We start from the raw sequence: 21,727 nt of genomic DNA, 5'->3' as shown, positions 1-21,727 counted from the left end.
AAGCTGCCGCTCATGCTGAAGGTGGGCCTGACCGGCGGGATCGGCGCCGGCAAGAGCGAAGTGTCGCGGCTGCTCGTCTCGTACGGAGCCGTGCTGATCGACGCGGACCGGATCGCGCGCGAGGTCGTCGAGCCCGGGACGCCGGGGCTCGCGGCCGTCGTCGCGGCCTTCGGGGACGGCGTCCTCACCGAGGAGGGGACGCTGGACCGGCCCAAGCTCGGCTCCATCGTGTTCTCCGACGCGGACCGCCTCGCCACCCTCAACGCCATCGTCCACCCCCTGGTCGGGGCCCGGTCGGCGGAGCTGGAGAGCCGCGCCGGCGCCGGGGACGTCGTCGTCCACGACGTACCGCTGCTCACCGAGAACGGGCTCGCGCCGCTGTACGACCTGGTCGTGGTCGTGGACGCCTCCCCGGAGACCCAGCTCGACCGGCTGGTACGGCTCCGCGGCATGGCCGAGGCCGAGGCCGAGGCCCGGATGGCGGCCCAGGCCACGCGCGCGCAGCGACTGGCCGTCGCGGACCTCGTGATCGACAACGACGGGTCGCTCGACGCGCTCGAACCCCAGGTGCGGAAGGTCTGGGACGAGCTGGAGCGCCGCGCGAAGGCCACCGAGGACTGAGGTCTCCTCCCGTCGAGCGGGCCCCGCACGCCTGTCGGAGCAGGACCGGCGAGCCCGTCGGATCAGACCCCGCGAGCCCGGCACGGTGCGGGAGGCAGCCCCTGCGGGCGCTCTCCGGCGGAATGCGGCCGCGGGGTCCGGTGTTCAACCACCGGATCGAGGGGAAGGATTCCATCGTGGCCGACAGCAACCCGGAAACGCACGTCATCGACTTCCGCGCCGCCGAGCACCTGCTGGCCGCGCGGGACCCCCGTGGGGCCGTGAAGCTGCTGGACTCGGTCATCGCCGCCCACCCCGAGAACACGGCCGCGCGCCTGCTGCGCGCCCGGGCGTTCTTCGCCGCCGCACAGCTCCGGCCCGCGCAGTTGGAGTTCGAGCTGGTCCTGGAGCGCGAGCCGGACAACGCCTTCGCCCACTTCGCGCTGGCCCGCACCCTCGAGCGCTCCGGGCAGCCCGCCCAGGCCACACGGCACTTCCGCCTCGCCGCCGCGCTCGACCCGAAGCCGGAGTACCTCCAGGCGGCGGGCTTCGACACGCGGAACTGAGACACGCGGAACCGAAACACGCGGAACCGAGACGAGCGGGGTCGAGACGCACGGGACCGGGACACGCAGGACCGAGACGTGCGGAACGTCAGCGTCCCGTGCCGCCGTGATCGGGTTCGTACGGCGGGACGTTCCGACCCGGCTGCCAGTGAGCACCCTGGTGGAGGTGGCGCAGCACCACCGCCAGGTCGACCGCGGCGATCAGGAACAGCACCCCGCAGGCCGCCGCCCAGCCCGGGCGGCCCACCAGGGAGAACACGGTGGTGCCGAAGGCCGCCCACAGCAGCCCCCACACGCTCAGCCAGAACCGCAGGCGCAGGGGGCTGCGCGCGGTGGCCGGCTCGTTCCCCGATCGCATGACGGTCGCATCTCCCCTCGGAGTCCCGAGGTCACTTCCAGCATGTACCCCGGGCGGGGGAAACGGAACACGCGCCTGACGGCCCGCCCCGACTAGTGGACGACGCTGTAGCTGCGCCAGGGCAGGGTGTCCGGGGCGATCCTGTTCCCGGTGTTGCTGGGCACGTAGATGGAGTTTCCTCCACTGCAGTTGCGGGTCCGGTACATCACGATGTCGTTCAGGGAGTTGTTCTCGACCTTGGTCACGCCGGACGGCGCCAGACGGTGGCAGCCCTTCACCGACGGACTGGTCACGCTCACCAGCAGGTCGCGCTCCGTCTCGTACTTGATCGTGCCCACGGCGCTGCGGCCGAGGCCCGAGCAGCCGGCGACGGCGAGGGTGAGCAGCACGGCCCCGGTGGCGGTCGTGAGACGCCGGCGAACGGACATGGCGGATCCTCTTCTGTCGTGTGGTCTCAGGCCACCATGGCGCCCGGGGGCGGCGCTGTCATCCGCTGTTGGGCCGCCCGGGGTAACCTCGCCGCGCGGCCGTTGTCAGACCCCACCCGTAAGGTCGGAGATCCAGTCGGAACCCCGTATCCGGGGCTCCGGCAGCCGAACGACGCCACACACGGGAGGGGAGCGCAGCCGTGGCACACACCTGGACGACCAGCGCCGCCGTCTTCCTGCCCGCCGCCCTTCCCCGCGACGGCCGGGTCGCCTTCTGGGCCCCCGACGGCGGTGCGCCGCCGGACCCGGCGGCGAGCGGGGCGGAGCGGGTCGAGCTGACCGTGGCCCGGCGGCACGGCAGCGGCGCCCGGGGGCGCTCCGTGCCCGCCGTGACCCTGCCCGTCGAGGCCGCTCTGCCGCACCTCGTCGCGGCCCGCCACCACCCGGCCGCGCACCCCGCCACCGCCGGCTGGGGCGCCGCCGCCCTGCACGCCCTGCACCTGGCCGCGCGCGGACGGCTGCTGCCCGGACTGACCGCAGACGACCTGGACGCCTGGCGGGCCGGACCGCTGGACGCCGAGGACATCGCCCATCTGCGGGCCGTCGCCGCCGCCCTGCCGTACGAGGGATACGCCGTGCCGGTGCCGGGGCGCGGACCGCTGCGGCTGCCCGAGCCCGAGGCCCTCGTGCGCGCCTTCCTCGACGCGGTCGCCGACGTCCTGCCCCGGACCCCGGCCGCCGCCCACGCGGTCGGCGCGCCGTTCGCGGCGCGCGCCCCGCAGCACCTGCCCCGCGCGCGTGCCTGGGCCGCCGAGGCGGCGGCCGGGATGGACGCCGGAGTGCGGGTCTCGCTCCGCCTCGACCTGTCGCCGTACGAACTCTTCGACGCGACGGACACCACGGACCCCGCCGCCCCGGGCGGCGAAGGGGACGGCGGAGAGCGTCACGCCGCCGCCGCGCTCCTCCAGATCCACAGCCTCGCCGACCCCACCCTCGTCATCGACGCCGCGGACCTGTGGGCGGGCGACGGAGAGCACTTCGGGCCCCGCGCCCGGATCGACGCCGTCCTCGCCCTGCGCCGGGCCGCCCGCGTCTGGCCCCCGCTCTCCCGCCTCCTGGAGCGGGACGTGCCCGACGTCCTCGCCGTCACCGAGGACGAGCTGTACGAACTGCTCGGGCCGGCCGCCGCCCGCCTCGCCGACGCCGGGGTCGCCCTCCACTGGCCGCGGGAACTCGCCCGCTCGCTCAGCGCCTCCGCCGTCGTCCGCCCCGCGCACGCCGCGCCCGGCTCCGCCACCGACGGCACCTCCTTCTTCGACAGCGAGGAACTCCTGCGGTTCAACTGGCAGCTGGCGCTCGACGGCGATCCGCTCACCGAGCGCGAGATGGACCTCCTGGCCGAGGCCCACCGGCCCATCGTGCGCCTCCGCGACCAGTGGGTCGTCGTCGACCCCGCCCTCGTCCGCAAGGCCCGCAAGCGGGAACTCGGCCTGCTCGAACCGGTCGACGCCCTCGCCGCCGCGCTCACCGGCACCGCCGAGGTCGACGGCGAGTCCGTCCCCGCCGTCCCCGTCGGAGCCCTCGCCGCCCTCCGCGACCGGCTGCTGGCCGGCCCCGAGGACGTGCAGGCGCCCCCCGGCCTCACCGCCACCCTGCGCGACTACCAGCTCCGCGGCCTCGCCTGGCTGGACCTGATGACCTCCCTCGGCCTCGGCGGTTGCCTCGCCGACGACATGGGACTCGGCAAGACCGTCACCCTCATCGCCCTCCACCTGCGCCGGGCCCGCCGCGCCCCCACCCTCGTCGTCTGTCCGGCCTCCCTCCTCGGCAACTGGCAGCGGGAGGTGCGGAAGTTCGCCCCCGAAGTGCCGGTCCGGCGCTTCCACGGCGCGGACCGGGACCTCGACGGCACCGAGGGCGGCTTCGTCCTCACCACCTACGGCACCCTGCGCACCAGCGCCGCCCGGCTCGCCGAGCGGGAGTGGGGGATGGTCGTCGCCGATGAGGCGCAGCACGTCAAGAACCCCTTCTCCGCGACCGCCAAGGCGCTGCGCGAGATCCCCGCCCCCGCCAGGGTCGCCCTCACCGGCACCCCCGTGGAGAACAACCTCTCCGAACTCTGGGCGCTCCTCGACTGGACCACCCCCGGTCTCCTCGGTCCGCTCAAGGCCTTCCGTTCCCGGCACGCCAGGGCTGTGGAGAACCACGAGGAGATCGAGCACGAGGAGGCCGTCGAGCGGCTCGCCCGGCTCGTGCGCCCCTTCCTGCTGCGCCGCCGCAAGTCCGACCCCGGGATCGTCCCCGAACTGCCGCCGAAGACGGAGTCCGACCATCCCGTCGCCCTCACCCGCGAACAGGCCTCGCTGTACGAGGCGGTCGTCCGCGAGACCATGACCCGCATCGAGGGCGCCGAGGGCATGGCCCGCCGCGGTCTGGTCATGAGCCTGCTGACCTCCCTCAAGCAGATCTGCAACCACCCCGCGCAGTACCTCAGGGAACAGGCCCCGCGCGGCAGCGGCACCGCGCGGCTCGCCGGCCGCTCCGGGAAGCTCGCCCTGCTCGACGAGCTCCTCGACACGATCCTCGCGGAGGACGGGTCGGTGCTCGTCTTCACCCAGTACGTGTCGATGGCGCGGCTCCTCGCCGACCACCTGGCCGCGCGGGGCATCCCCGCCCAACTCCTGCACGGCGGCACGCCGGTGGCCGAGCGGGAGCGGATGGTCGACCGCTTCCAGGCCGGTGAGGTCCCGGTCTTCCTGCTCTCCCTGAAGGCCGCGGGCACCGGCCTCAACCTCACCCGGGCCGGCCACGTCGTCCACTACGACCGCTGGTGGAACCCGGCCGTCGAGGAGCAGGCCACCGACCGGGCCTACCGCATCGGGCAGACCCAGCCGGTGCAGGTCCACCGGCTCGTCGCCGAGGGCACCGTCGAGGACCGCATCGCCGAGATGCTCCGCGCCAAACGGGCCCTGGCGGACGCCGTCCTCGGCTCCGGCGAGGCCGCCCTCACCGAACTCACCGACCGGGAGCTCGCCGACCTGGTGTCCCTGAGGAGGCCCTCGTGAACCACGCAAGGGGCGCACGGGGCGTCCGGGGCGCCGCCCTCCGGCACGACGACCGCCGTCGCAGCTTTCCGCAGGTCGCGCCGCGCTCGGCCCCCGACGGCCGGTTCGCCGCCACCTGGTGGGGGAACGCCTGGGTGGCCGCCCTGGAGGACACCGCCCTCGACGCGGCCCGTCTCGCGCGGGGCAAGGCGTACGCGGGGCGCGGCCACGTGGACGCGATCACGGTCACCCCGGGCCGGGTCGTCGCCTACGTCCACGGCAGCCGGCCCCGCCCGTACCGGACCGAGATCAGGATGCGGACCCTCGGCGACGACGGCTGGGAGCGGTTCCTCGACGAGGCCGCCGCCCGCCCCGACCACATCGCCGCCCTCCTCGACAAGGACGTGCCGCACGCCCTGGAGGCGGTCACCGGGCTGCTGCCCGCGCCGGGCGACCTCGTCCCCGACTGCTCCTGCCCGGACGACGGTTACCCCTGCAAGCACGCCGCCGCCCTCTGTTACCAGGCCGCCCGTCTCCTCGACGAGGACCCGTTCGTCCTCTTCCTGATGCGCGGCCGCGGGGAGCAGGAGCTCCTCGCCGAACTCACCCGGCGCAACGCGGCCCGGGGCGCCGCCGAGACGGGTGCCGCCGCCCCGCCGATGCCCACGGTCCCCGCCCGTGTCGCGCTCGGCGCGGCCACCGGGGCCGGGCTCCCGCCGCTGCCGCCCGAGCTGCCGGTCCCGGACCGGCCCGGCCGCCCGGCGGTCTTCCCGCCGGACCCGGACGCCCCCGATCCGCTCGCCCTCGACCTGCTCGCCACCGAGGCCGCCGCCCGCGCCCACGCCTTCCTCGCCACCGGCCACGACCCGGTCGCCGCGCTCACCCCCTGGCAGGACGCGGTCCGGCTGGCCGCGGCGCACCCCGGCTCCGGACTCACCGCCTCGTCGCGCGCGCTCTACCGGGACCTGGCGGGCGCCCTCGACCGGACCCCCACGGAGCTCGCCCGTGCCGTCGCCGCCTGGCGCCAGGGCGGCGCGGCGGGCCTCGCCGTCCTCGAAGAGCCCTGGGATCCGCCGGCCGGCCCGTTCGACCGGGCCAGACCCGCGCTGCTCGCCGCCGACTTCCCCGCCTTCCGTCCCTGGCGCAACCGGCTCTCCGGAGAGTCCCTCCAGCTCCGGCTCGGTCGCGACGGCCTCTGGTACGGGTACGAGTCGGACGCCGGCCGCGAGGACTGGTGGCCGCGCGGCGCCCCCGACCCGGACCCGGTGGGTGCCCTCACCGATCTCCTGGGGCGTTGAGGGGCGTTGACGGGCGTTGAGGAGTGTCGACGGGTGTCGAAGGGCACCGGCAGGCGTCGACGGGGGTTGACCCGACACTCGAACGGAGTCCCACTCGATGGAGTGAAACCCGTCAACGGCCGGATCCGGCACGCACGTTTGTCGCGTTGATTCCGGTACGGGCACTTGCCCGTGCACACCTCCGGAAGGCAGGAAGCCATGAGGCAGATTCGCCGAAGTGGTCTGGCCACACTGTTGGTCACGGGCGGAGCGCTCGCCCTCTCGGCGGGCGCCGCGCACGCCGACGCAGGCGCCGAGGGCGCCGCGGTCGGTTCGCCGGGAGTCGGTTCCGGCAACACGATCCAGCTGCCGGTGCACGTCCCGGTCAACGCCTGCGGCAACACCGTCAACGTCGTCGGACTGCTCAACCCGGCCTTCGGCAACAGCTGCGCCAACCGCTCCGCCGAGCGCGGGACCGGGGGCTACGGGGACGAGAAGGGCGGCTCCCACAAGGACGTGCCCGGCACCCCGCGCGGCGGCGAGCAGGCCGGCGGTTCCCAGGGCGGCTCCCACGGCGGCGGCTCCTCCAACGGCGGCGGCTCCACGGCCGAGACCCACGCCGCGGGATCCCCCGGCGTGCTCTCCGGGAACGGCATCCAGCTGCCCGTCGACCTGCCCGTGAACGTCAGCGGCAACTCGGTCAACGTGGTCGGCATCGCCAACCCGGTCTTCGGCAACACCTCGGTGAACGGTCCGGCCAAGCCCCAGCAGCCGATCGAGACGCCGACGCCGCGCCCGCAGACCCCCGTGCGGCACGTGCCGGGACCGCGGGCCGAGACCGTGACCCCCGCCCCGGCACCCGCGCCGCAGGGCGAGACGAGCACGGCCTCGCTGGCCTCCACGGGTTCGGAGGCCATGGGCTACGCCGGTTCCGTGAGCGCCGCGCTGCTCCTCGGCGGCGCCCTGCTGTACCGCCGTGGACGCCGCACCGGCGACCAGGCCTGAGGATCGGTTCCCCGCGGCCCGGCCGACGCGGGCTGACGTCCGAGCCGTCAGCCGCGTTCCCGGCCGCTCGTGGATCCGCCGTCCTCGCGCCAGGTCCGGAGCACCGCCTCGATGGCGGGCGCGACCCTCGTCCGGGCCTGGTGCCGGGGAACCCCCTGCATCAGCAGGGAGTCGTACGGCGTGTCGACGTGCCGTACGGAGGCTCGTACCGCAGCGGTGACCGCGCCGCGGTCGAGCGAGCGGCCCGCGGCCGTGCGCCCCACCCGTCCGCTGCCCTTCGTCGAGGCGTGGACGGCGATCTCCGTGGCCCGGTCCGCCGGGCAGGACGGGAAGAGCCGCAGGATCTCCGTCAGGAGCGCCGCGGTGATCTCGGCGTCGACGGCCGCGCGCCGCACCGCGTCCCGGGCCCGTCGCGCCGCCCGCGCCTCGGAGTCCGCCAGGCAGGCCCGTTCCGCCTCGGCGAGCGCGGCCTCCTCGACGAGCAGGCCCTGGCGCTCGTACCGCGTGCGGCGCCGGTTGTGCCGTACGACCACGGCCCAGAGCGTGCTGGCCTCCCGGGCGCGGCGGGTGAGCGCCGTGTCGCCCCGGCGCAGGAAGACCAGGTGGCCGAGGTCGGCGCAGTCCAGGCAGACCGGCGCGTTGAACTCGACGATCATCCGGTCCAGCGGCCCCCGGTGGCATTCCGAGCAGCGGCGGCGCCGGAGCGGCTCGACGACGACGGGTGCGACGAGGTCCACGGCCGGCCCCCGCTCAGCGGACGCCGGGCGCGGCGGCGGCGATGAACAGGGCGAGGGCTTCCTTGGCCTGCTCGGAGCGGCGGGCGCGGTCCGCCTCGTGGACGGCCTCGTGAATGCAGTGGGACTCCACGAAGGCCTCTTCGGCGAGGCGCCGGACCCCCGGGTCGTCGCACACCAGCTGGACGCGGAAGAGGGCCTGCCGGGCGGCGGTGCGCTGCCGGTAGGAGGCGTGCCGGGACTCCTCCGCCTCCTCCGAGCCGGGCTGCCGGAATGCCCGGAACCAGCGGTCGTTCTGGCTGTGCCGGTACTCGACGACCGCGCCCGCGAAGGCGCTGTAGGTCTCGATCCGCTCCTGCCGGAGCTGCTCGGTGCGGGCGAGCGCGGCCGTGCGCTCGGTGGCCCGCGCCTGGAACCAGTGCGTGAAGACCACGCCCAGCAGGGTTCCCGCCACGGCTATCAGCGCCGCATCCATGACCGGCCGCCCTCCCGTTCTCCCTCGGCCGTCAGAGGCCCTCGGACCCGTAGATCATGACAGCACGAGGGGCCCGACGTCACTGCCGGTAGCCGCTCAGGAACCGGCCGATGCGGCTGACGGCGGCGTCGAGGTCGTCGGCGTACGGCAGGGTCAGGATGCGGAAGTGGTCCGGACGCGGCCAGTTGAAGCCGGTGCCCTGCACGACCTGGATCTTCTCCCGCAGCAGCAGGTCGAGGACGAACTTCTCGTCGTCGTGGATCTTGTGCACGGCGGGGTCGAGGCGCGGGAAGGCGTACAGCGCGCCCTTCGGCTTCACGCAGGAGACGCCCGGGATCTCGTTGAGCTTCTCCCAGGCGCGGTCGCGCTGTTCGCGCAGCCGGCCGCCCGGGGCGCACAGCTCGTGGATCGACTGCCGGCCGCCGAGCGCGGCCTGGATGGCGTACTGGGCGGGGGCGTTGGGGCAGAGCCGCATGGAGGCCAGCATCGTGAGGCCCTCCAGGTAGTTCCTGGCGTGCTGCTTCGGACCGGTGACGACCAGCCAGCCGGAGCGGAAGCCCGCGACCCGGTAGGTCTTGGAGAGGCCGCCGAAGGTGAGGACGACCAGGTCGGGGGCGAGGGAGGCGATCGGGTGGTGGACGGCCTCGTCGTAGACGATCTGGTCGTAGATCTCGTCGGCGAGGACCATGAGGCCGTGGCGGCGCGCGAGGTCGAGGATGCCGTCGAGGACCTCCTTCGGATAGACCGCGCCGGTGGGGTTGTTGGGGTTGATGACGACGACGGCCCGGGTCCGGTCGGTGATCTTCGAGGCCATGTCGTCGAGGTCCGGGTACCAGTCGGCAGACTCGTCGCAGAGGTAGTGCACGGGCTTGCCGCCCGCGAGGGTCGTGACGGCCGTCCACAGGGGGTAGTCGGGGGCCGGGATCAGGACCTCGTCGCCGTCCTCCAGGAGGGCCTGGGTGGCCATCGAGATGAGTTCGGAGACGCCGTTTCCGAGGTAGACGTCGTCGACGTCGACATCGGTCAGGCCCATGGACTGGCAGCGCTGGACGACGGCGCGGCGGGCGGACAGGATGCCGCGGGAGTCGGTGTAGCCATGGGCCCTGGGGAGCATCCGGATCATGTCCTGGACGATCTCCTCGGGCGCCTCGAAGCCGAAGAGCGCGGGGTTGCCGGTGTTGAGGCGCAGGACGCTGTGGCCCGCCTCCTCCAGGGCGTTGGCCTGCTCGATGACCGGGCCGCGGATCTCGTAGCAGACCTCGCTCAGCTTGCTCGACTGCCGGAACTCCATGCGCCGACCTCCCCAGAAGTGTTGTTGCTTGGTTTTACCAAGTTCGAGCTTGGAAAGTCCAACAACATGTCTAGACTGCGTCGCATGCCACGTCAGCCACGCCGCCGCAGCTACGACCAGCACTGCGCCGCCGCGCGCGCCCTCGACCTCGTCGGCGACCGCTGGACCCTGCTCGTCGTCCGCGAACTCCTCGCCGGACCGCGCCGCTACACCGACCTCCACGCCGACCTGCCCGGCGTCAGCACCGACATGCTCGCCGGCCGCCTCAAGGACATGGAGGGCGCCGAACTCGTCACCCGGCGCCGACTGCCCCCGCCCGCCTCGGCGTACGTGTACGAACTCACCCCGCGCGGACGTGACCTGCTGCCCGTCCTGCGCACCCTCGCCGCCTGGGGCGCGCCCGAACTCGGCGAACCGCGCCCCACCGACGCCGTCCGCGCGCACTGGTACGCGATCCCGCTCCTCGACGCGCTGGCGGAGCTCGGCGCCGGGGTCGTCCAAGTGACCCTCGACGAGGGCGAGTTCCACGTACGGATCGGGGACGACGGCAGCGTGGCCTACGGGGACGGAGGGGTGGACGCGCCCGATGTCCGCCTGCGGACCGACACGGCGACCTGCAGGGCCCTCGCCGCGGGCGAGCTGACGCTCGGCGAGGCGGTGGAGACGGGGCGCGTGGTGCTGGAACGGTCGGCGCCGGTGGCCGCGCGGGGCTGAGCGCGGGACGGATCCGCAGATCCGTGCAGGGAGCGGGTCGAACTCGGACCGGGCCGGTTCAGGCCGGTTCGGTCCGGTGCGGCCTGCTCCGGTTCGGACCGGGCCGGAGCTCGGTCCCGTGCGGCGAGGCCCTGGCTCAGGACTGCGCGGCCAGTGCCTTCGCCAGGCGGTCGCGGGCGGCGGACTGCGCCGCGATGCGCGCGTCGATCACGGCGAGGCGCTCGCGGGCGATCTCCAGGGCGCGGGCGGACGGCGGAGCGGCGGAGACGTCCCCGTCCAGACAGGCGCGGAACGCGGAGACGTCGTCCAGCGTGAACCCCGCGTCCAGCAGGTACCGGATGTTCGACACCCGGGTGACGGCGATCTCCTCGTACACCCGGTACCCGTTGGCCGCGCGGGCCGACGTGATCAGCCCCGCCTGCTCGTAGTGCCGCAGCGCGCGGGCCGACACCCCGGTCCGCCGGGCCAGTTCACCGATGCGCAAGGACGCCACCTCCTCGCGCAGTCGTATCACGAGACCAGCGCGCCCCCGTCGACGGGCAGGACGGTGCCGGTCAGGAAGGCGGCGTCCGGAGCGGCGAGCGCGGTGATCGCCCACGCGACCTCCTCCGGCCGCCCGACCCGCCCCAGCGGGGTGTGCGCCAGCTGCCAGGCCCGCACCGCCTTCCGCTGCTCGGGGGTGAGGCCCATGTGGTCCGCGATCGGGGTCTCGATCGCACCGGGCGCGACCGCCACGACCCGGACGCCGGCCGGCGCGAGCTCCACCGCCCAGCAGCGGGTCAGGGTCTCCAGGGCGCTCTTGGTCGCCGGATAGACGGAGTTGCCGGGCCAGCCGCGCTGGCCGATCGTCGTCGTCACGTTCACCACGACGCCCCGGGACTCCCGGAGCGCGGGGACGGCGGCCTGGGTGAGCAGGACCGGGGCGACGAGGTTCGTCTCCAGGAGCGGGGCGATCACGGAGCGGTCGAGGGTCCCGAGCGGGCCGCCGGCGGAGATCCCGGCGTTGTTGACGAGGACGTCGAGCCGGCCGTGGTCCGTCAGTACGGCGCGGACGATCTCCTCGGCCGCGCCCTCCGCCGTGACGTCGGCGGCGAAGGGACGGATGCCCGGGTGTCCTTCGGCGGTCTCCCGCAGCGGCCCCTCCCGCCGGCCGACGGCGACGACCGTCGCCCCCTGCGCGGCGAAGGAGCGCGCGGTGGCCCGGCCGATGCCGGTGCCCGCGCCGGTGACGACGACGACCCTGGTGGGTGTGGTGGTGTCCATGGACCCGATGGTCGGACCCTGACGCCAGTGACAAGGTCAAGGACGCCGGTGACAAGGTCAGGCCCGGCGCGGCGCTCGAGGCGTCTCAGCGCTCGGGGCAGAGGAACTCCAGCCGGTTCTCGTGGCAGTCGGCGACGTAGAAGCGGCGGTGGCCCGGGAAGTTGTCGTCCCAGGTCACCTCGACACCCAGGCCGGTCAGCCGCTCGGCCAGGCCGTCGAGGTCGGCGACCAGGACGCCCGGGTGTCCCTTGCGGGCCGGCCGGAAGTCCTCCTCGACGCCCAGATGGATCTCCAGCGCGTCCGAACGCACCCACAGGCCGCCGCGTGCCGCGAGGACCGGCGGCTTCTGGATCTCGGTCATGCCGAGGACGTCCACGTAGAATCGGCGGCACACCTCCTCCTCGCCCGGCGGCAGGGAGAGCTGCACATGGTGCAGCCCGAGGCCGAAGGGCGTCGTCGCCTCCGTGGTCTCGTAGGGCAGTGCTTCCTGACGCAGGCTCATGGGGAAACGGGTCCTCTCCTCCGCGGGGCCGTGCGGTCGCGCGGCCAGGTCACCGTAATGCCGGGGGTGTCGGCCGGTACACGTCAGGGGGAGCGACGGGCAGGATGAGCGGGATGCGATACGAGGCGATCACCTGGGACCGGCTGGCGGAGGAACTCGCCCGCCACCTCGACACGTCACCCGCTGCCGGGGGCGACGCCTGGCTCAAGGTGGGCGTCGACGGACCGCCCGCCGCGCCCGGCGACGAGCTCGCCGGGCTCCTCGCCGAGGCGCTGCGCACGCGCGGGCGAGCGGTCCACGTCGTGGGAACGGGCGGCTTCCTGCGGCCCGCGTCCCTGCGGTACGAGTACGGCAAGCAGGACCCCGACGCGTACTACAGCGGGTGGACCGACACCGGGGCCCTGTGGCGGGAGGTCTTCGGCCCGCTGGAGCCCGGTGGCAGCGGGCGCGTGCTGCCGGACCTGTGGGACCCGGCCACGGACCGTGCGACCCGCAGCCCGTACGTCACCCTGCCGCCGCGCGGGGTGCTCGTCCTGCACGGGCCCTTCCTGCTCGGCCACTGGTTCCCCTTCGACCTCACCGTGCACCTGCGCCTCTCGCCCGCCGCCCTCGCCCGGCGCACGGAGGAGTCCTGGACCCTGCCGGCCTTCGCCCGGTACGAGACGGAGGTCGGCCCCGCCGAGGCGGCGGACGCCGTCGTACGGGCCGACGACCCGCGCCACCCGGCCTGGACGGGGCTGCGGACGTAACGCCAGGTTTCGAAGGCGTCCGGTTTCGAAGGAGCCCGTCTCGAAGGAGCCCGTCTCGAATCGAAGGTGCCCGGTCTCGAAGGCGCCCGACTCCCGGCCTCACGGCCTCCCGCCCCCTCCAGCCCCCGGCCGTCCCCGCACGGACCGGTCAGCCCCCGGCCGTCCCCCGCCCGGACCGGTCAGTCCACGATCGGGCTCCCCGGGGGTCTGCCGCCCACGGTGGTGACCGCCTCCGCGCCCGCGCGGCAGCCCGCCTCCGCCGCCCGCACCGGGTCCGCGCCCCTGAGTCGCGCGGCCAGGAACGCCCCGGTGAACGCGTCGCCCGCGCCCGTCGAGTCCACCGGCCGCGCGGGCGGCGCCGCCACCCGCGCGGTGACCGCGCCGCCCTCGGCGACCAGCGCACCCGCCGCCCCGAGGGTGACCACGACCAGCGGGAAACGCCGGCTCAACTCCGCTGCCGCCGCCTCCGGTTCGTCGCGTCCGGTGAGCGACCGGGCCTCGTCCGCGTTGGGCAGCAGGGTCTCGGCGCCCTCCGCCGCGGCGAGGAACCGGTCCGCCCCCAGCTCCGCCAGGAACCCCGCCGAGGCGGGGTCCACGCTCACCGGCACCCCCGCCTCCCGCGCGTCCCGGAGCGCCCGGCGGGCCGCCCCGCGGCTCGGCGCGGCGAAGAACAGGTACCCCGAGAGGTGCAGCCGGGCCACGCCGTCCAGCAGTCCCGCGGACCAGTCGGCGGGGGAGAGGCGCAGCGCGGCGCCGCTGTCCGTCAGGAAGGTCCGCTCCGACGAGCCGTCCACCAGCGCGATCACGGTGGCCGTCGCCGCCTCCGCGTCCGGGACGAGCAGGGGACGCACGCCCGCCCCGCGCAGTGCCCGCTCGTGCCAGTCGGCCGCGTCCGTCCCCACCCGGCCGAGCAACCGCACCTCGTCCCACCCCGAACGCACCGCCCAGCAGGCGGCGTTGGCCCCGGCGCCGCCCGGCAGGGTCCGGATCTCCGCCGCCGTGTCCGTGGCGGGAGCGAGCGGGGTCCGGTGTCGCGCGACGACGTCCGTCACCACGTCCCCGACGACCAGCAACGCGCCTCCGGCCCGGGTCACCGGCCGTCGGCGCCGGCCGCGTACGCCCCGGCGATGCGCGCGGCGAGCCGCACATTGCCGCGCACCGCCGCGAGGTTGGCCTCCAGGGACGCTCCGTCCGTGTGCACCATCAGGTATTCGAGGAGGAACGGCGTCACCGCCTGCCCGGTGATCCCCTTCTCCTTCGCCGCCGCCAGGCCCCGCGCGAGCACCCGGTCGTGCAGTGCGGGATCCAACTGCTCCGCCCGTGGCACCGGGTTGGCCACCACGAGCGCGGCTCGCGGGCCGGCGAGCCCGTCCTGCGCCCGTATCACCCCCGCGACCTCCTCCGGGGTGCGCAGGGTCCAGTCGACGGGCTCGCCCGAGGAGGAGAGGTAGAAGCCGGGGAAGCGGTCCGTGCCGTAACCGACGACCGTCACCCCCAGGGTCTCCAGGCGCTGGAGCGTCGCGGGCACGTCGAGGATCGACTTGACTCCGGCGCACACCACGGTGATCCCGACCCGGGCGAGCAGTCGCAGGTCGGCGGACTCGTCCTGCGTCTCGCTCCACTCGCGGTGCACGCCGCCGAGGCCGCCCGTCGCGAACACCCGTATGCCGGCCGCGTCCGCCAGCCAGGCCGTCGCCGAGACCGTCGTCGCCCCCGTCGCCCCGGTCGCCAGGGCGGGGGCCAGGTCGCGGTGGCCCAGCTTCCGCACCGACGGGTCCTCGGCGATGCGGGTCAGGGCCGCCCGGTCGAGGCCGATCCTGGCCGTGCCGTCGACCACCGCGATCGTGGCGGGGACGGCGCCCCCGGCGCGTACGGACTCCTCCAGCTCCGCCGCCACGGCGAGGTTGCGCGGGCGCGGCAGACCGTGGGCGATGAGCGTCGATTCCAGCGCGACGACGGGCCGGCCCTCGTGGAGCGCTTCCCGTACCTCTTCGGACACCTGTGTGGACATGTCCCATTCCTTGGCGCGATCGCCGGCCCCGCAAACCTCGTTGGCGACCTCCTGCCACACGCCGAGAGGCGCCTGCGGATTCCGTGACGGATCGCCGGGCGGGAGCCCCCGCGGGCCCCGCGGCACCCATGGGGTGCTGCGACGGAGGGCCGGTGCGGATTTCGTCGCCGTCGCGCCGAGCGGGCATCACACCTGGTGGGAGCCGAAACGGAGGCTGTTCTTCCATCCGGTCCCGGCCTTGGAGGGCCTCCGGGGCCCGGCTACAGTCACCGCCCATGACGACTCATGACCTGCCTTCCTTCGCCGTGCACATCCCCGACGCGGAGCTCGAGGTCGAGCCCCTCGACCCCGGCCAGATCGTCTCCGGCACGCCCGAGGTGACGGGCAAGGTGCTGTGGGAGTCGGCCGACGGCAAGCAGCTGCGCGGCATCTGGCAGATCACGCCCGGCGTCGTCACCGACACCGAGGCCAACGAGCTCTTCGTGGTGGTCTCCGGACGGGCGACCGTCGCCGTCGAGGGCGGCGACACGCTGGAGATCGGCCCCGGCGACGCGTGCGTGCTGCGGGAGGGCGACCGGACGACCTGGACCGTGCACGAGACCCTCCGCAAGGCGTACCACATCAGCCTCTGAGGTCCCTCCAGTCCCCTGAACACCGGTCAGGGGAGGGGGAGTCGGGAGTCTGGTAGGAAACCTTCCTGTCCGCTATCCTCCCGGGCAGCGGCTCGGCGCGGCGCCCCGTCCGAGGGGCGTGACGCGCTCAGCGAGAGCTCTGACCCGGCCGCCGAGCACCACCCCGCCGTGTGGCGCCCGAATCGCCACCCGGCCGGTCGCCCGTGTCCGTCCCCCGCGGCACGGGCGCCCCGGCCCGCGCCCCGCGGCCGGTCCGTGGTGCCCCGCACCGGTGTCCAGCTCTCGCCGACCCCCAGGCCAGGGAGCCCAGGTATGCGCCCGTTCGCCTCCGCCCCACCCCGCCGCACCACCGACCGACTGCCCCTCGTCCTCGCCGCCGTGCTGCTGCTCGTCGGCGGACTCCTGCTCGCCCTCCCGGACCGGGCCGGAGCCGCCGCCGACACCCTGATATCCCAGGGCAGGCCGGCCACCTCCTCCTCCGTCGAGGACTCCACCTTCGGCCCGGAGAAGGCCTTCGACGGCGTCTCCACCACCCGCTGGGCCAGCACCGAGGGCGTCGACCCGCAATGGATCAAGGTCGACCTCGGCCCCTCGGCCACCGTCTCCCGCGTCAAGCTCGTCTGGGAGGCCGCCTACGCCAAGGCCTACCGCGTCGAGATCTCCGCCGACGGCACCACCTGGACCCGCCTCGCCACCGAGACCGCGGGCAACGGCGGCACGGACGACTGGACCGGGCTCACCGGAACCGGCCGCTACCTGCGCGTCTACGGGACCGCGCGCGGCACCTCGTACGGCTACTCGCTCTACACGGTGGAGGTCTACGGCACCACCTCCACCACGCCCCCGCCCACCGGCTCCTTCACCGTCGTCGCGGCCGGCGACATCGCCGCCCAGTGCACCGCCTCCAGCAGCTCCTGCGCCCACCCGAAGACCGCCGCGCTGGCCCAGCGGATCGCGCCGTCCTTCTACCTGACGATGGGTGACAACCAGTACGACGACGCCCGTCTCTCGGACTTCCGCACCTACTACGACAAGACCTGGGGCGCCTTCAAGGCGCAGACCCGGCCCGTGCCCGGCAACCACGAGTCCTACGACCCGGCCGGCGCGTTCGCCGGCTACAAGTCGTACTTCGGCGCGATCGCCTACCCCCAGGGCAAGCCCTACTACAGCTACGACCAGGGCAACTGGCACTTCGTCGCCCTCGACTCCAACACCTTCGACGACGCCGCGCAGATCCAGTGGCTCAAGGACGACCTCGCGCGGAACACCAAGGGCTGCGTCGCCGCCTACTTCCACCACCCGCTGTACTCCTCCGGCGGCCACGGCAACGACCCCGTCTCCAAGCCCGTCTGGCAGATCCTCTACGGCGCCAAGGCGGACCTCGTCCTCAACGGGCACGACCACCACTACGAGCGCTTCGCCCCGCAGGACCCGAACGGGCGGGCCACCGCCGACGGCATCGTCGAGATCGTCGGCGGCATGGGCGGCGCCGAGCCCTACGACATCGAGACCGTCCAGCCCAACAGCCAGAAGCGGATCAGCGGCACGTACGGCGTCCTGAAACTGGACCTCACCGACACCACCTACACCTGGCAGTACGTCGGCACCGACGACCAGGTCAAGGACTCCGGCCCGACCTACACCTGCCACTGATGTACCTCGCGACCACCGGTCGCCGCGACGCGCCGCCCCGCCCCACCGGGGCCCGGCGGCGCGTCCCCGGCACCGTCCTCGTCCTCGGCACGGTCAGCCTCGTCACCGACGTCTCCTCGGAGATGGTGACCGCCGTCCTGCCGCTCTACCTGGTCCTGGGACTCGGGCTCTCCCCGCTCCAGTTCGGCCTCCTCGACGGCCTCACCACCGGCGCCACCGCGCTCGTACGGCTCCTCGGCGGCGCCGGCGCCGACCGCGGCGGCCGCCACAAACAGGTCGCCGGACTCGGCTACGCCCTCTCCGCCTGTTCCCGGCTCGGCCTCCTCCTCGCCGGCGGGGCGACCGGCTGGATCGCCGGAGCCCTCGCCGCCGACCGGCTCGGCAAAGGCGTCCGCACCGCGCCCCGCGACGCGCTCATCACCCTGCACAGCCCGCCCGAGGACCTCGGCCGGGCCTTCGGCGCCCACCGCGCCATGGACACCACCGGCGCCCTCCTCGGCCCCCTCGCCGCCTTCGCCCTGCTGTGGGCGACCGCCGAGGCGTACGAGACGGTCTTCGCCGTCAGCTTCTGCGTCGGCGCGTTCGGCGTGCTCGTCTGGCTGCTCCTCGTCCCGGGACGACCGCGGGTCCGGGAACGACCGCGGGACCAGAGGCGCGCGCAGGGCCCAGGGGAGGCGCGGGACCCAGGGCGGACGCAGGGCCCGAGGGAGGCGCGGGGCCCAAGGCGGACGCAGGGCCCAGGGCGGTGGCGGGACGACCTGGACGCGCCGCCGAAGACCCCGGTGGCGCCACGCGCGCGTGGCGGACTCCTCGCGGTCCCGCGCTCACCCGCGTACCGCCGGATCGTGCTCTGCGCCGCCCTCCTCGGCGCCGCCACCGTCGGCGACTCCTTCCTCTACCTCCTGCTCCAGCGGCGCCTCGACCTCGACGCCACCTGGTTCCCGTTCCTGCCGCTCGGCGCGGCCGCCGTCTATCTGCTGCTCGCCGTCCCGGCGGGCCGCCTCGCCGACCGCCTCGGGCGCCGCCGGCCCCTCCTGTACGGGCACGGGGCCCTGCTCCTCGCCTACGGACTGCTCCTCGCACCCGTCCCCGGCGCGGCGGCCCTCGTGGGCGTCCTCGCCCTGCTCGGGATCTTCTACGCCGCCACCGACGGAGTCCTGATGGCCCTCACCGGGCCGTTCCTCACCGAGGGCCGGCAGGCCGGCGGCCTCGCGGTCGTCCAGACCGCGCAGGCGCTCGCCCGGCTCGGGGCCGCCGTCGCCTTCGGCGCCGTCTGGACGGCGAGCGGACCGGAGACGGCCCTCGCGGCGGCGTTCCTGGCCCTCGCGGCGGCCCTGGTCTGCGCGTCGCGCCTGCTCCCCGCCGCCCCCGAAAGGACCCGCCCATGACCGGCCCCGGCATCTCCACGCGCGCGCGTGTGTGGATCCTCGTCCTCGCCCTCCTGCTGCTCGGCGGCGGAGCCACCGCCTACACCCTCCGCGCAGCCTCCGGGCGGAACACCGCCGCCGGGACCGCCGAACCCGGCTTCACCCTGGACGGCGGCACCGGCGCGCTCTACGTCCGGGACACCGCGAGCGGGCGCGTCGCGCGCGTGGACCCGGCCGCGCCCGGCGGCCGGGTGGCGGGCGGGCCCTCCTGCGACCGTTTCCACGCGGCCGGTTCCACCGCCCTCTGCCTGCAGCGCCGACCGGGCGTACCGGCCCGCTCGTACGTCCTGGTGCTCGACGGCCGGCTCCGCGAGATCCGCCGCATCGCCCTGCCCGGCATCCCCAGCCGGGCACGGGTCTCCGCCTCGGGACACATGCTGTCCTGGACGATGTTCGCCACCGGAGACTCGTACGCGCGCTCGGCCTTCTCCACCCGCACCTCGATCCTCGACCTGCGCACCGGGTACCTGGTGAAGAACATCGAGCAGATCCCGCTCACCCTCGACGGCCGCCGCCACCACGCCCCCGACGTCAACTACTGGGGCGTCACCTTCGCCGCCGACGACAACCGCTTCTACGCCACCGTCTCGACGGGCGGCCGCACCCACCTCGTCGAGGGCGACATGCGGAACTGGTCCGCCCGCGCCCTGCGGGAGAACGTCGAATGCCCTTCGCTCTCCCCGGACGGAACCCGGATCGCCTTCAAGAAGCGGGTCTCCGACGGCCCGCGCGAGCCATGGCGGCTGTACGTGTACGAGCTGCGCACCGGACGCGAGCACCCCGTCGCCGAGCGGCGCGGCATCGACGACCAGGCGCTGTGGACGGACCCGGAGACCCTCGCGTACGGATACGGGGGAGCGGTCTGGTCGGTGCCCGCCGACGGCACGGGAGCCCCGCGGCGACTGGCCGACGGGGCCTCCTCCCCGGCGGTGCCGCGCTGAGGCCGGAGCGGTCCGGCCCGACCTCCCGCAGAGGCCGGTCAGGCCTTCCGCAGGGCGCCCCGCAGCGCGAGCGCCGCCATCGGCAGCAGCAGGCAGGCGGCGATCGCGTTCAGCGGCCCGTAGCCCGCCTGCGAGACGATCAGGCCCGCCGCGAGGCCGCCGACCCCGGCGGCGGTGTTCATCACGAAGTCGGAGAGCCCCTGGACGGCGGCCCGCGCGGCCTGCGGCACCGAGTCGGTGAGCAGCGCCGAGCCGGACACCAGCCCCGCCGACCAGCCCAGACCCAGGACGAAGAGGCCCAGCGCGGTCCGGCCGTGCGACGGTCCCGCCGTGCCCGCGACGAGCGCCGCCGTGCCGATGAGACCGACCGCGAGTCCGATCACCGCGAGCCGGCCGAGGCGGTCGGACAGCCAGCCCATCAGCGGCGAGAAGGCGTACATCCCGGTGATGTGTCCGCTGATCACGAGCCCGATCAGCTGGATGTCCGCGCCGTGATGGGTGAGTGCCACCGGGGTCATCGACATGATCGACACCATGGCGGTGTGCGAGCCGGCGATGGTGACGAGGGCGATCCGGGCCCGCGGGGACTTCCGCACCGCGTCCAGCCCGGCCCGCAGGGAACGGCCCTCCTCCGCCTCACCCGGCCCGGCGGCCGACAGCGCACGGGCGGTGAGCAGCGGGTCCGGGCGCAGCAGCACGGCCACCACGGCCGCCGCGAGCACGAAGACGCCGGCGGCCCAGACGAACGGGCCGGCGGCGGCAGGGATGCCCAGGCCCGCGACGCTCCTCCCGGCGGGCGCGGCGACGTTGGGGCCGAGCACCGCGCCGATCGTGGTCGCCCACACCACCGTGGAGATGGCCCGGGCCCTGCGGTCCGGCTCGGCGAGGTCGGCGGCGGCGAAGCGGGCCGCCAGGTTCGCCGAGGACCCGGCGCCGAAGCCGACGAGGCCGACGAGCAGCAGGGGGAAGTTCCCCAGGGCCGCCCCGAGCACCACCACACCGGCGCCGAGCGCCGCGAGGAGGTAGGCGAGGACGAGCCCCGTCCGGCGCCCCCGCGAGGCCATCAGGGTGGCCAGCGGCATGGCGACCAGAGCCGAGCCGGCCACCGAAGCCGTCGACGCGAGACCGGACAGCGCCTCGGTGCCGCTGACGTCCCTCGCCAGCACGGCGGCGAGGGCGAAGCCGATGGCGATGCCGAGGCCTCCCAGGATCTGGGTGGCGATCAGCGTGGCCTGGACGCGCCGGCGGAGCGCGGGCAGCTCGGAGGGAGCGACGGGGGCGGCAGGGGCGGATATCTCGTCGGGCGCGGCAGCGTCAGGGGCACTGGGGGTGTGGGTCACTTACGTGAGTGTGCCAGCCGTCCCATCTGATGGGAACGCCCCCTCCTTCCTCCCTCCAGGACCCCCGTGCTCAGAAGAGCGGCGCCGGCAGCACCCCCTCCAGGGCCAGCAGCTGCCGCTTCGTCTCCAGACCGCCGCCGAAGCCGCCGAGACCGCCGTCGCTCTCCACCACCCGGTGGCAGGGCACCACGACCGGCAGTGGATTGGCGCCCATCGCCGCCCCGACCGCCTGCGCCGCGCCCGGCTGTCCCACGCGCCTCGCCAGCTCTCCGTATCCGACGACCGTGCCGTACGGAACGCCCGTCGCCAGCTCGCGCAGCACCTGCCGGTTGAAGCCGGTCGTCAGACTCCAGTCCAACGGCAGGTCGAGGCGGTCCGGCTCGCCCGCGAAGTACCGGTCGAGCCGGCGTATCGCCTCCGCCAGCCGTCCCGAGGCGCGCTCCACCGGCTCCGCGCCGAGCTGCCCCGCCAGCCGGTCGAGCATCCGCTCCCGCCGCGCCGCGTCGGCGTGGAACTCGACCCGCACGAGCCCCCGCCCGGTCGCGGCGAGGAAGAGCGGCCCGACGGCGCTCTCCACGACCGTCCACTCCACCGTGCCGGCCCGCTCCGGGCCGTCCGGCCCCGCTGCCGCCCCCGTGTCGATGTCCATGCCGCCCACGGTACGACCCGCCACCGACAACCGGCCCGGAACCGGCCCCGAACCCGCCACCGGCCCCG

The 21,727-nt window shown here is 74.8% G+C and carries 23 protein-coding genes; 11 read left to right on the top strand and 12 right to left on the bottom strand.

Annotation, left to right across the window (positions count from 1 at the left end; genetic code table 11):
- The first annotated feature begins 12 nt into the window (after positions 1-12).
- Both coaE and ACIGW4_RS27650 read left to right on the top strand, forming a co-directional pair.
- A complete protein-coding gene (coaE, locus tag ACIGW4_RS27655) occupies positions 13-621 on the top strand; it encodes a dephospho-CoA kinase (RefSeq protein ID WP_399583394.1) in 609 nt (202 codons plus the stop codon).
- Between the two features lie 176 nt (positions 622-797).
- Positions 798-1,166, top strand: coding sequence for a tetratricopeptide repeat protein (locus ACIGW4_RS27650; protein ID WP_123457254.1), 369 nt, complete (start codon positions 798-800; stop codon positions 1,164-1,166).
- Between the two features lie 88 nt (positions 1,167-1,254).
- On the opposite strand, the gene ACIGW4_RS27645 is transcribed toward ACIGW4_RS27650, so the two are convergent.
- Both ACIGW4_RS27645 and ACIGW4_RS27640 read right to left on the bottom strand, forming a co-directional pair.
- On the bottom strand, positions 1,255-1,524 hold the full coding sequence (locus tag ACIGW4_RS27645; protein WP_359589309.1) for a DUF6343 family protein: 270 nt from the start codon (positions 1,522-1,524) through the stop codon (positions 1,255-1,257).
- A 92-nt stretch (positions 1,525-1,616) separates the two neighbouring features.
- A complete protein-coding gene (locus ACIGW4_RS27640; RefSeq protein WP_123451226.1) occupies positions 1,617-1,952 on the bottom strand; it encodes a hypothetical protein in 336 nt (111 codons plus the stop codon).
- A gap of 200 nt (positions 1,953-2,152) precedes the next feature.
- Here ACIGW4_RS27640 and ACIGW4_RS27635 point away from each other — a divergent pair, with 200 nt between their 5' ends.
- From ACIGW4_RS27635 to ACIGW4_RS27625, 3 genes are all read left to right on the top strand, one after another.
- Positions 2,153-5,017: an SNF2-related protein gene (locus ACIGW4_RS27635; RefSeq protein WP_399583391.1), complete on the top strand. Its 2,865-nt coding sequence runs from the start codon at positions 2,153-2,155 to the stop codon at positions 5,015-5,017.
- Complete coding sequence (locus tag ACIGW4_RS27630) at positions 5,014-6,294, top strand: SWIM zinc finger family protein (protein WP_398711592.1); 1,281 nt, start codon at positions 5,014-5,016, stop codon at positions 6,292-6,294. The genes ACIGW4_RS27635 and ACIGW4_RS27630 overlap by 4 nt, the downstream gene beginning before the upstream one ends.
- 198 nt (positions 6,295-6,492) lie before the next feature.
- Positions 6,493-7,278: a chaplin gene (locus ACIGW4_RS27625; protein WP_123451220.1), complete on the top strand. Its 786-nt coding sequence runs from the start codon at positions 6,493-6,495 to the stop codon at positions 7,276-7,278.
- Between the two features lie 47 nt (positions 7,279-7,325).
- On the opposite strand, the gene ACIGW4_RS27620 is transcribed toward ACIGW4_RS27625, so the two are convergent.
- The 3 genes from ACIGW4_RS27620 to ACIGW4_RS27610 all read right to left on the bottom strand — a co-directional run bounded on the left by ACIGW4_RS27620 (position 7,326) and on the right by ACIGW4_RS27610 (position 9,778).
- Positions 7,326-8,015, bottom strand: a complete 690-nt coding sequence (locus ACIGW4_RS27620) for a DUF2293 domain-containing protein (protein WP_399583388.1) — start codon at positions 8,013-8,015, stop codon at positions 7,326-7,328.
- Between the two features lie 13 nt (positions 8,016-8,028).
- Positions 8,029-8,487 carry a hypothetical protein gene (locus ACIGW4_RS27615; protein ID WP_123451216.1) on the bottom strand — a complete coding sequence of 153 codons (459 nt, stop codon included), beginning with the start codon at positions 8,485-8,487 and terminating at the stop codon, positions 8,029-8,031.
- A gap of 79 nt (positions 8,488-8,566) precedes the next feature.
- Positions 8,567-9,778 (bottom strand): pyridoxal phosphate-dependent aminotransferase, encoded by a 1,212-nt coding sequence (locus ACIGW4_RS27610; protein ID WP_359589313.1) that lies wholly within the window; start codon positions 9,776-9,778, stop codon positions 8,567-8,569.
- Between the two features lie 84 nt (positions 9,779-9,862).
- On the opposite strand from ACIGW4_RS27610, the gene ACIGW4_RS27605 reads away from it, so the two are divergent.
- Complete coding sequence (locus ACIGW4_RS27605; RefSeq protein ID WP_398711587.1) at positions 9,863-10,492, top strand: winged helix-turn-helix transcriptional regulator; 630 nt, start codon at positions 9,863-9,865, stop codon at positions 10,490-10,492.
- A 136-nt stretch (positions 10,493-10,628) separates the two neighbouring features.
- Here the strand turns inward: ACIGW4_RS27605 and ACIGW4_RS27600 are convergent, their stop codons facing one another.
- The 3 genes from ACIGW4_RS27600 to ACIGW4_RS27590 form a co-directional block, all read right to left on the bottom strand.
- Positions 10,629-10,976, bottom strand: a complete 348-nt coding sequence (locus ACIGW4_RS27600) for a MerR family transcriptional regulator (protein ID WP_359589314.1) — start codon at positions 10,974-10,976, stop codon at positions 10,629-10,631.
- 26 nt (positions 10,977-11,002) lie between these two features.
- Entirely contained in the window at positions 11,003-11,755 is a 753-nt protein-coding gene (locus ACIGW4_RS27595; RefSeq protein WP_399583384.1) for an SDR family NAD(P)-dependent oxidoreductase, read from the bottom strand.
- An 85-nt stretch (positions 11,756-11,840) separates the two neighbouring features.
- Complete coding sequence (locus ACIGW4_RS27590; RefSeq protein WP_398711583.1) at positions 11,841-12,257, bottom strand: glyoxalase; 417 nt, start codon at positions 12,255-12,257, stop codon at positions 11,841-11,843.
- Positions 12,258-12,370: 113 nt separating this feature from the next.
- On the opposite strand from ACIGW4_RS27590, the gene ACIGW4_RS27585 reads away from it, so the two are divergent.
- Positions 12,371-13,006, top strand: coding sequence for a uridine kinase (locus ACIGW4_RS27585; RefSeq protein ID WP_359589367.1), 636 nt, complete (start codon positions 12,371-12,373; stop codon positions 13,004-13,006).
- A 179-nt stretch (positions 13,007-13,185) separates the two neighbouring features.
- Here ACIGW4_RS27585 and ACIGW4_RS27580 read toward each other — a convergent pair whose 3' ends face one another.
- Together ACIGW4_RS27580 and ACIGW4_RS27575 are read right to left on the bottom strand one after the other, a co-directional pair.
- On the bottom strand, positions 13,186-14,079 hold the full coding sequence (locus tag ACIGW4_RS27580) for a carbohydrate kinase family protein (RefSeq protein WP_398711582.1): 894 nt from the start codon (positions 14,077-14,079) through the stop codon (positions 13,186-13,188).
- Positions 14,080-14,096: 17 nt separating this feature from the next.
- Positions 14,097-15,017: a pseudouridine-5'-phosphate glycosidase gene (locus ACIGW4_RS27575; RefSeq protein WP_123451200.1), complete on the bottom strand. Its 921-nt coding sequence runs from the start codon at positions 15,015-15,017 to the stop codon at positions 14,097-14,099.
- Positions 15,018-15,292: 275 nt separating this feature from the next.
- Between ACIGW4_RS27575 and ACIGW4_RS27570 the strand changes: the two genes are divergently transcribed.
- From ACIGW4_RS27570 to ACIGW4_RS27555, 4 genes are all read left to right on the top strand, one after another.
- Positions 15,293-15,649, top strand: coding sequence for a cupin domain-containing protein (locus ACIGW4_RS27570; protein ID WP_123451198.1), 357 nt, complete (start codon positions 15,293-15,295; stop codon positions 15,647-15,649).
- A gap of 312 nt (positions 15,650-15,961) precedes the next feature.
- The gene (locus ACIGW4_RS27565) at positions 15,962-17,302 is read left to right on the top strand and encodes a discoidin domain-containing protein (RefSeq protein ID WP_399583381.1); all 1,341 of its coding nucleotides are present in this window, start codon (positions 15,962-15,964) and stop codon (positions 17,300-17,302) included.
- Positions 17,302-18,690 carry an MFS transporter gene (locus ACIGW4_RS27560; protein ID WP_399583379.1) on the top strand — a complete coding sequence of 463 codons (1,389 nt, stop codon included), beginning with the start codon at positions 17,302-17,304 and terminating at the stop codon, positions 18,688-18,690. Before ACIGW4_RS27565 ends, ACIGW4_RS27560 begins: the two co-directional genes overlap by 1 nt.
- Entirely contained in the window at positions 18,687-19,670 is a 984-nt protein-coding gene (locus tag ACIGW4_RS27555; protein ID WP_399583378.1) for a TolB family protein, read from the top strand. Before ACIGW4_RS27560 ends, ACIGW4_RS27555 begins: the two co-directional genes overlap by 4 nt.
- A gap of 38 nt (positions 19,671-19,708) precedes the next feature.
- On the opposite strand, the gene ACIGW4_RS27550 is transcribed toward ACIGW4_RS27555, so the two are convergent.
- Together ACIGW4_RS27550 and ACIGW4_RS27545 are read right to left on the bottom strand one after the other, a co-directional pair.
- Complete coding sequence (locus ACIGW4_RS27550) at positions 19,709-21,010, bottom strand: MFS transporter (protein ID WP_359589320.1); 1,302 nt, start codon at positions 21,008-21,010, stop codon at positions 19,709-19,711.
- Positions 21,011-21,080: 70 nt separating this feature from the next.
- The gene (locus tag ACIGW4_RS27545; protein WP_398711571.1) at positions 21,081-21,659 is read right to left on the bottom strand and encodes a methylated-DNA--[protein]-cysteine S-methyltransferase; all 579 of its coding nucleotides are present in this window, start codon (positions 21,657-21,659) and stop codon (positions 21,081-21,083) included.
- Positions 21,660-21,727 lie beyond the last annotated feature (68 nt).

The sequence above is a fragment of the Streptomyces sp. NPDC053513 genome (assembly GCF_044544765.1).
Lineage (GTDB): Bacteria > Actinomycetota > Actinomycetes > Streptomycetales > Streptomycetaceae > Streptomyces > Streptomyces litmocidini.
Note: the sequence above shows the minus strand (reverse complement) of the source record. Positions and strands in the feature narration are given on the sequence as shown.